Origin of the sequence: Calidithermus terrae, assembly GCF_003574345.1 — a bacterium.
In the GTDB taxonomy this organism is placed as follows: domain Bacteria; phylum Deinococcota; class Deinococci; order Deinococcales; family Thermaceae; genus Calidithermus; species Calidithermus chliarophilus.
The window spans coordinates 1-4,811 of record NZ_QXDL01000264.1; the positions used below are offsets into that span (position 1 = coordinate 1).

At 70.1% G+C, this 4,811-nt stretch carries 3 protein-coding genes; all 3 read right to left on the bottom strand.

The annotated features are described in order from the left end of the window. Positions 1–1,334 (bottom strand): AAA family ATPase (locus Mterra_RS18880; protein WP_147372947.1); only part of this gene is annotated, 1,334 nt, incomplete at its 3' end. A gap of 2 nt (positions 1,335–1,336) precedes the next feature. Continuing rightward, on the bottom strand, positions 1,337–1,777 hold the full coding sequence (locus tag Mterra_RS18885; RefSeq protein ID WP_245971696.1) for a hypothetical protein: 441 nt from the start codon (positions 1,775–1,777) through the stop codon (positions 1,337–1,339). Positions 1,778–2,031: 254 nt separating this feature from the next. Beyond that, positions 2,032–4,506, bottom strand: coding sequence for a BamA/OMP85 family outer membrane protein (locus tag Mterra_RS18890; RefSeq protein WP_119316543.1), 2,475 nt, complete (start codon positions 4,504–4,506; stop codon positions 2,032–2,034). Positions 4,507–4,811: the final 305 nt, after the last annotated feature.

Sequence of the window (4,811 nt, forward strand, 5' to 3'; positions counted from 1 at the left end):
GGCTCGGGCTCGCCCTGGGGGTGGGTGATGAGCGCGCGCAGCACCAGCGGGAAGCCCGCGCTCAGGCCCGCCAGCGTCAGGGCCCGCCGCGGCTCGAGCGCCGGCTGCCAGGCGCGCGCCAGCCGCTCGGAGTCCTGCAGGCTGAGGGGGGCGAGCTCGAGGATCTGCAGGTCGGGGCCGCGCGACCAGCGGTTGCGGCGCGCGGTCATCACCATCAGCACCCGCCCCTCGGGGGCCTGGCGGGTGAACTCGAGGATGGCCGGCTCGGTGGAGTGCAGGTCCTCGAGCACCAGCACCAGCGGCGACTGCTGGGCCAGCATCTCCAGCGCCGCCCGCCAGCCCTGGATGAGGTAGCGCTCGAGGTCGCGGGGCTCGAGGTCGGGCTGGTCGGTGAGGCCCAGGGTGTAGGCCAGCGCGGCCTCGCTGGGCTCGTTGAGGTCCATGCCCTGCACCCACTGGGCTAAGCTGCCCTTGACGAAGGGCTCGAGGCCCTGCCGGATGGCCTGCCGCAGCGCGGTGGAGGTGCCCACCCGGGGCGCGAGCAGCCCGCGCACCCCCTTGGGCAGGCCGCGCAGGAAGTGCTGCACCAGGTGGCTCTTGCCGATGCCCATGGGCCCGTGGATCACCACCCGCCGCGGCTGGCCGCGCTGCACGGCCTCGAGCGCGGCCTGGAGCTGGGCGAGCTCGTACTCGCGGCCCACGATCTCCTGGGGCTCCTCGCTGAGCCCCAGGTAGCTCAGCGGGGCCAGCGGCTCGGCGTAGCCCTTGAGCACCTGGGCGGGCATGGCCTCGACCCGCGCGCGCGGCACCAGCCGGATGGTCACCTCGTCGCACCACACCTCCCCCGGCGGGGCCGCCGCCGAGAGGCGCTGGGCGAGGTTCACCGCCGGGCCCAGCACGGTCTGGTCGCCCGCCATCCCCCCGCCCAGCGGGGTGCGCAGCACCAGCCCGCTCGCCACCCCCACCCGCGCCGGCAGCGGGCTGGAGGCCACCATGCTGCGGGCGGCCTCGAGCGCGGCCTCGGCGTCGTTGTCCTGGCTGCGCTGGGCCCCGAAGACCGCCAGGATGCCGTCGCCGAAGAACTTGTCCACGGTGCCGCCGCGGTTACGCACCTCCTGGGCGGCCTGCTGCAAGGCGCCGTCCACGGTGCGCCAGGTGTCCTCGAGCGGGTGGGCCAGCAGGTACTCGGTGAAGCGCGAGAGGTCGAAGAACAGCACCGTCACCCAGCGCCGCTCCTGGGTGTAGGCCGGGTGCAGCGGGGTGCCGCAGCGCACGCAGAAGTCGGCCTGCGGGGGGTTGGCGTGACCACAGCGGGTGCAGGTGCTGTTCGCCATGGCTAGGGTCGGAAGGCCATCAAAGGCGGCGCCAGCCGGACCGCCAGGGGTTGTTCGGCTTCAAGCGGCTGGCTCGAGGCCAGCACGAACAGCACCTCGGGGCTGCCCACCGCGAAGAGGTAGAACCCGCGCTCCAGCGCCCGCACCACCCGGCCGCGCAGCTCGTAGCGGCCCCCGCCCAGGTGGCTGATGCCGCCCGCCTCGGCGGGCTCAGCCGACTCCACCACGCCGTGCAGCACCACCCGCACGGGGCTACGCGGGGCCGGGGTGAAGCCCCGGTCGAAGGCGTGGAGGATGCCCGAGGGGGTGAGCAGTTCGAGGATCGGGCTACCGAAGGGCTCCGGGGCGATGGGCCACTCCTGGGCGTGCGCCGCGAAGCGCTCCCAGAAGCCCTCGACGCTGTCCTCGAGGGCCATGCCCCGCGCCGCCGGGAAGGCCTTCATCGGCCCCATGATACCCACTTCCTAAGAAAAGCCTCACCCTGTGTTGAGGCTTTCTTAAGGCTTGAATGAGCGTGCATTAACCTCATACGTTCCAACCTTCACTAAGCGAGGAAATGCCCGGTGGCAGCACCCTCTGGTCCTGCTGCCCAGCTTTCCGGCCGCGCTCCAGCATACAACCCGAAGGCCGGTTCTGGGCCAGAGTGCAAGGAAGGGGCCTCGAGGCAACCCCTCGAGGCCCCGGTCAAGCGGGACGGCTAGAACCAGGAGCCGAAGCGGAAGTAGAACTTGCCGCCGGGGTTCTCCGGGCTGAAGCCGTACTCCACGCGGAAGGGCGGCAGCAGCGCGCCCAGCACGTCGAGCTCGACCACCAGGCCCAGCCCGTAGCCCAGCTTGAGCCCGAAGGGGTCGCTGGGGCCCCAGGCACTGCCGAAGTCGGTGAAGGCCACGGCGTAGATGTTGGTGCCGGCGCCGCTGGGGCTCAGGCCGAAGTCGTAGCGGTACTCCACCCCGCCCGACAGCAGGTAGATGCCGCTGAGGGTGCGGGGGTCGTAGCCGCGCAGGGTGCTGAGGTCGTCCACGGCGCCGCCGAGGAAGAAGCGCTGGCTCTCGGGCGGGTTGCCCAGCACCACGCCCGTCGAGAGGCGCAGGGCGATCGCCTGGCGGCCTGCGCCGTCGAGGCCGAAGTAGGTCTTGCCGGTGATGGAGAAGGGCACGAAGGTCTTGGCCGACTCGCCCTGGGTGGTGGTGATGCCGAAGGCGGTCTGGAGGTCGGTGCTGAAGCCCTGGGTGGGGAAGCGGGGGTTGTTGACCTGGCCGTACGAGGCGTTGCCCTCGAGGCGGAAGGTGCCGTAGGGCTTTTCCATCAGGGCCCGGGCCTCGTCCTCGCTGAGGTCGGTGCAGTTGTCGGGGGCGTCGGGGTCGCTGCAGGGCTTGGGGGCGTTGCCGGTCTCGAGCTTGGGCACCACGTACTCGTAGCGCAGCCCCAGCCCCAGGCGCAGGTTGGGCAGGTCCTTGGAGAGCGGGCGGCTGATGCCGACGCGGAAGCCGGTCTTGCGCTCGGTGAACTCCCAGCCGGTCTTGTTGTCGTTGGCGTCGAGGAGGGGGTTGTTGGGGCTGGGCACGGTGTAGAGCGAGACGCCCACCGAGGTGCTGACCTCCTTGAAGTCGGCGAAGTCGGCGTAGAGCCAGGGGATCTGGTAGGAGATGCTGAAGGAGATGGGGTCGCCCGCGTCGTTCTGGCCGAAGGAGAGCTCGAGGCTGCCGTTGTGCAGCAGGCCCCAGAGGTTGGTGTCGGCGACGCGCAGGCTCCCCGACCAGCCCTCGATGCTGCTCCAGCCCAGCGTGGGCAGGAGTTGCAGGGTGCGGGCCTCCTTGAGCCCCAGCGTCACGATGACCTTGTCGGGGGCCGAGCCCTGCTTGAGGTTGACCTGCGGCGGCTCGGCCAGGATGCCGCTGCGCACGATGCTGGTCAGGCCCGAGCGCAGCGCGGCGACGGAGTAGAGGGTGCCGGGCTGGGGCAGGTAGCGCAGGATGGTCTCGCGCTGGGTGCGGGGGTTCTCGCCGGCGTTGATCTCGTAGCCCTCGATGCGGATCTCCTGGATGGTCTGGGTGTAGACCCCGTCCTGGAAGCGGATCTGCGGCTGGGCGACGATCTCGTAACCGGCCTCGCGGTAGAGGCTGAGGATGCGCCCGAAGTCCTCCTGGGCGAGCGCTGGGTTGTAGATGTCGCCGGGCTTGAGGCGGACGCGCTCGAGCAGCCGCTCCTTGGGGAAGGCGGTGTTCCCCTCGACGCGCACCTCGGTGATGGGGCCGTAGCGCTCGGCCCCCTGCTTGAGGGTGATGCGCACGCCGGCGGGGGTGAGCTCGAGCTGGGGCTCGATGTTGCGCTCCAGGCGCCGCGACAGCGCGTTGACGCTGTCGAGGAGCTTGTCGTAGTTGAAGGGGTCGCCGGCCTTGAGGCCGAGGTCGCCGGCCTCGAGGCCCTCGGCGCGGATCTCGGCCACCTTAAGCTCGCGCAGGGCCACCTTGAGGGTGCCGTCTTGCAACTGGGTCTGCTCGGTGTCCACCCCGCTGCCGCGGTAGCCGGCGGCGTTGTAGAGCTGGTTGGCCTGGTTGACGGCCTCCATGTAGCGCTGGACGTCGAAGCGGCCGTCCTGGGGGATGGTGTTGAAGATGGCCTGCAGGCGGTCGCGCGGCACGTAGGCCGCCTCGCCCACCTCGACCTTCTTCAGCTCGGGGTTCTCCTCGACGCTGAAGGTGAGCTTGACGCCCTTGCTGCCTTCCTCGGCCTTGACGTTGATGACCGGGAAGAAGGGGAAGCCCTGCTGGCGGTAGGCCTGCGCCAGCCCGTCGGCGGCCTCGCGGGCCTTCTTGGCGTTGTAGGTGACCTCCGGGCCGATGGCGAACTGGGTCTCGAGGAAGCGTACGAGCGTGGCCTGGGGGAAGACCTTGCTCTCGACGGTCACGCTCTCGACCGGCGGGTTGGGCACGACCTCCACGATGAGCTTGTTGCCCTCCAGCCGCACCTTGGCGTCCTTGAAATACCCGGTGTCCAGCACCGCCTTGCGGGCGGCCTCGAGGTCGCCCGGCTCATCCCCCACCCCGAAGGGCAGCGCGATACGGGCGAGGGCCTGCAAAACCGTGTCCCCGCCGCGAACCTCCACATCTTCGATGGGGGCGGCTAGGGCCAGGCCCAGCAATAAAAGTAAGAAAAGACCCAGTCGCTTCATGGCGCAAAGATACCTGCACCATCTTAGCCGCTTGTGAGAGGGGAATTGAACTGCCGGTGGCCGATGGGGGGATGTCGGACGCTGAACGCTGATAGCCCATAGCCGATGGCCGGGCGCGGGGCGCGGGTCGTACGTCGGATGCGGGTCGTGCGTCGTACGTCGTACGTCGTACGCAAAAAGCCAAACGCAAAACGCAAAACGCAAGCCGCCCCTTCTTCACCCCCCTTAGCAAGGGGGGCAGGGGGGATAAACCCTCCCCGCCAGCGGGGTGGGCAGGGGTGGGGTTACCACGAGCCATAATCCAC

What these genes read in the sequence shown, in the direction of transcription:
- Mterra_RS18890 (WP_119316543.1), bottom strand. Translation starts at nt 4,506, where the DNA reads ATGAAGCGACTGGGTCTTTTCTTACTTTTATTGCTGGGCCTGGCCCTA.
- Mterra_RS18885 (WP_245971696.1), bottom strand. Translation starts at nt 1,777, where the DNA reads ATGAAGGCCTTCCCGGCGGCGCGGGGCATGGCCCTCGAGGACAGCGTC.